Source organism: Vibrio sp. HENC-03 (genome assembly GCF_000305755.2).
In the GTDB taxonomy this organism is placed as follows: domain Bacteria; phylum Pseudomonadota; class Gammaproteobacteria; order Enterobacterales; family Vibrionaceae; genus Vibrio; species Vibrio owensii.
On the sequence record NZ_JH976085.1, the window covers coordinates 1 to 3095 of the forward strand.

Annotated in this window: 5 protein-coding genes; 3 read left to right on the top strand and 2 right to left on the bottom strand. The window is 42.1% G+C overall.

Annotated features, from left to right (window positions below; all coding sequences use genetic code 11):
- Positions 1–244 precede the first annotated feature (244 nt).
- Positions 245–634, bottom strand: coding sequence for a hypothetical protein (locus VCHENC03_RS0125590; protein WP_032802442.1), 390 nt, complete (start codon positions 632–634; stop codon positions 245–247).
- Between the two features lie 236 nt (positions 635–870).
- Between VCHENC03_RS0125590 and VCHENC03_RS27295 the strand changes: the two genes are divergently transcribed.
- Entirely contained in the window at positions 871–1134 is a 264-nt protein-coding gene (locus VCHENC03_RS27295; RefSeq protein WP_157621082.1) for a hypothetical protein, read from the top strand.
- Positions 1135–1378: 244 nt separating this feature from the next.
- Here the strand turns inward: VCHENC03_RS27295 and VCHENC03_RS0125595 are convergent, their stop codons facing one another.
- Positions 1379–1729, bottom strand: coding sequence for a nucleotide pyrophosphohydrolase (locus tag VCHENC03_RS0125595; RefSeq protein WP_032802444.1), 351 nt, complete (start codon positions 1727–1729; stop codon positions 1379–1381).
- Positions 1730–1945: 216 nt separating this feature from the next.
- On the opposite strand from VCHENC03_RS0125595, the gene VCHENC03_RS17275 reads away from it, so the two are divergent.
- Both VCHENC03_RS17275 and VCHENC03_RS17270 read left to right on the top strand, forming a co-directional pair.
- A complete protein-coding gene (locus VCHENC03_RS17275; RefSeq protein WP_004730320.1) occupies positions 1946–2194 on the top strand; it encodes a type II toxin-antitoxin system Phd/YefM family antitoxin in 249 nt (82 codons plus the stop codon).
- Entirely contained in the window at positions 2184–2474 is a 291-nt protein-coding gene (locus tag VCHENC03_RS17270; protein ID WP_005377002.1) for a type II toxin-antitoxin system RelE family toxin, read from the top strand. Before VCHENC03_RS17275 ends, VCHENC03_RS17270 begins: the two co-directional genes overlap by 11 nt.
- The last annotated feature ends 621 nt before the right edge of the window (positions 2475–3095 follow it).

Here is a 3095-nt window from a genome sequence, read left to right on the forward strand (position 1 = left end):
AACAACTGTAATTGGTAATGCAACTTCCAATTTAAAACTCCAAATTAAACAAAATCGCCTAACGCCCAATTAAGGTGTGAAGCACGCGACCACGACACTCAATTTGACCACCGTAAACACCGAACTCAACCCAAACCAAAACTGCCAAGCGTGCTGAATCACTCTTAAATTGTTTGTTAGAGGGCGGGGTTGAGTTGGTCGATCATTACTGAACGATACAACACCAATTTAGTTTTGTGCGTCTTCAATCAACTATCGGAGTTAAGCACTCGCTAGAAGATGACTCTTCCAACTCTATAATGATTTGATTAACTTCGCTTTCATTGACAATACGTTTACCAAACCCACAGGGAACATGTGCTGTAACGTCTGCAGGCCATTGGTTTTCTAGAACAACAGTAAAATTACCCTCTGCGTCAGAAGTTGCCCAACCTGCTGCGGGATAGGAAATGGGAAGCAAAGTGAAAAATGTCCTCCCCTCCCAAATTGTTATATTAGCATCTTTGGCAGGTTTTCCTGTGTCTCTCCAGATAACTTTGCCACTTATTCTTTGTGCATCAGGATGATCTAAGTAAACAACACACCCACTTAAAAATATAGCTTTAGCAAGTATCAACAGTTGTATTATTTTCATAAGCCCTCTAACGCCCTGCTAAGGGGTGAGCAACGCAATACCGATGCCGCCGCACACCACCTTAATCACTAAATTCAACGCATAGTAAAAATGCCACGCGTTGCGAATCCCTCTTGAGCAGTTTGTTAGTCGCGAGACACCGAGCGACAATTTTAAGCCGAACTAAACTTTGCGAACAACAAACTTTATGTGCTTTGATGCGCTTAAGTCAGGCGTAGCCTCAAAGCGGCTAGTCAATGAAACCACTTGGAACAAACAACGCCGTAGAAAACGGACTGACAACACCAAAAAGCGTTTTTGGAAAGCCAATTTCACAGTGCGGACTTTCAACAAAGTCACTGAAACCACGTGGAACTTACAACACCAGAGAAAACGTCCTTTCAGCAAGTAAACAAGCTTTTAAACCAACAAACTCACCGGGCAGATTTGCAACCAAAAACAGATTTTCGATTGCCCCGCCCTATCACCACCAAAGAACGAAACAACCGCTTGGAAAATAGCAATGCATTGACTTAGAACCGATGAAACTGAGCTTTGACCGTCGAAGATGGAACTATGAATCAAACAGCCAGTAGCCAAGTTTTGAGCTTAAAAACATGATTTTGACTGCTAGCTTTTTCTGGCGACTAACGCCCTGTTAAGGTGTGAGCAACGCAATACCTATGCCGCCGCATGCCACCTTAAACACTGAAAGCAACGCATAGTAAAAATGCCACGCGTTGCGAATCACTCTTAAACAGTTTGTTAGTTTTTACTATTTCCACTGAGCTCAGCAATGACGTCATATGGTGTGACAACACGTGTTAGCAAATGAGTGATGCCTGGATCTTCAATAGGTTCGAGAGCATAAACTGGCTTGCCGAGACCTAAAGCGTAACCAATATCCATTGCTACACTTTTTCCGACATAACCACCAAAATTTAGAATGTAAGTAATTTCGGCTTCTCGAATACGCTGCAAGCAACCATCAATACCATTAGCTTGAAGAGGCTCAGAGATACTAGTTTCAATACCTGCATTGACCAAAGTTTCTCGTATAGCCTGCATCTTTTCTAGATTTTTGAAACTACCAGCAATATAGACAGATTTACTCATACAACTACCCTATTTTTGCGTAAATTTTGATGTAAAGACTAACGCCTTGCTAAGGTGTGAGCAACGCAATACCTTAGCCTCCGCATAATACCTTAAACACAGAAACCGACGCATAGTAAAAATGCCACGCGTTGCGAATCACTCTTAAGCAACTTGTTATACCGCTTGGTTGAGGCTAAAATGACCAAAATAAAGACCACTTAAGAGACCGATTATATGACCACTAGAATTTTAGCTGATGTTGCTGCAAGCATTACTGAGTTGAAAGCTAACCCTATGAAAGTTGCAACTAGTGCTTACGGCGAACCTGTTGCTGTATTAAACCGAAATGAACCAGCATTTTATTGCGTACCTGCCGAAGCGTACGAAATGATGATGGACAGACTCGAAGATCTTGAACTACTCACTATCGCTAAAGAGCGTGAATCTGAAGAGAGCATTTCGGTAAATATTGATGACCTATAAACTCGACTTTAAAAAGAGCGCCCTCAAAGAGTGGAAAAAGCTTGGTTCTACTCTGCAACAACAATTTAAGAAAAAGCTAATAGAGCGCTTAGATAACCCACATGTTCCGGCTTCAAAACTATCTGGAGCTGACAACATGTATAAAATTAAGTTGCGTCAATCGGGCTACCGTCTCGTCTACAAAGTTGAAGACGATGTCATCATTGTAACCGTCCTAGCAGTTGGAAAGCGCGAACGTAGCGATGTTTACCGTAAAGCCATGAAAAGGTTAGATGACTGATTGCGGTATAACGCCTTGCTAAGGTGTGAGTAACGCAATACAAAAGCTACCGCACGGCGCCTTAAACACATAAGCCACCGCAAAGTAAAAATGCCACGCGTTACGAATCACTCTTAAGCAATTTGTTAGTACATACGCTACTTCTATTTATGCGCTCCAAGATATTGAAAAGTGGCATGATATGAAAGGCTTTGAACACTGAAGTGAGACGAGCAGCTACAAAACTTTACCCCGATTGAAAGACGAAAGTTGGCTAGAAGACAAACGCACTGAACTGCCCTACTTTCACTAGCTTCAAATTAGAAAAAGATTCTTTCCTCGTACTTCAACAGCCACACCAAAAGCAATCAAGGTTCGCTCAAAAGTCACCACGAAAATGAAGAAGCGCCAAAGAAATAGGCTAAGAGTTAGAAGCCGTAAACGGTGAAATCAAAGCAAACACTCCGCATATAGTGCCACCGGAAAGAACGTGAAAGGTACAAACTGAAAGGTGTAAAGACAAGCGCCAAAACAGATAAACACCAAAACTTATGACCTTTGATGTCAAACCCGTACTAACGCCTTGCTAAGGTGTGAGTAACGCAATACAAAAGCTACCGCACAGCGCCTTAATCACCCTAA